The organism is Sulfobacillus harzensis (assembly GCF_012933365.1).
In the GTDB taxonomy this organism is placed as follows: Bacteria; Bacillota; Sulfobacillia; order Sulfobacillales; family Sulfobacillaceae; genus Sulfobacillus_B; species Sulfobacillus_B harzensis.
In genome coordinates, this window is the sequence record NZ_JABBVZ010000333.1 from 1 (window position 1) to 559 (window position 559).

Genomic DNA, 559 nt, shown 5'->3' on the forward strand with positions numbered 1-559 from the left:
TGCGGAAGGCCGGCTTAAATTTGGCCGAACGGACTTCGGGGAAGTACAAAGGCCACATCAAGCTCGCGAAGCGCGGCAATGCCGTGTTGCGCAAGCACTTGTTTTTCACCGTCCTGCACTTAATCGGTACGAACCCCGTCTTTGCGGCATGGCACAAACGGAACGTCGAGGGGAAACGACTGACGCCGATGCAGTCGATCATGAAGCTGACCCGCAAACTGGCGCGTCTCTTGGTGGCCATGGCCCGCACTGGCCAACCCTTCCAGCCAGGTCGAGGAGAACCACCGCGGCGTAAAGCCTAACCCGTATGCCGACTGATTCGTAGGATTTCACAAACGCACGGAGTATCGCGCTTAATGCGCTTGAGGGCATGTGACCCGTTGCGAGATCGTTTGTCGAACTCCCTGCTTGGGCCAGATGTGACGAAGGAATGTGAGGGCCAGACCCGTTGAGACATGGGAGCGTGAATCGCCCAAGAACGTCAGGGAGAATCCCGTGCCATAGTTTCATCAAGACGTGATCCCACGGCTTTGGTTCGTCTTACGCCAATTCGCGTCTG

At 57.1% G+C, this 559-nt stretch carries 1 protein-coding gene; it reads left to right on the forward strand.

Annotated elements, in window-relative coordinates; genetic code table 11:
- Positions 1-302, forward strand: a 302-nt coding sequence (locus tag HIJ39_RS23360; protein WP_169103403.1) for a transposase, incomplete at its 5' end; no start/stop codon positions are given.
- Positions 303-559 lie beyond the last annotated feature (257 nt).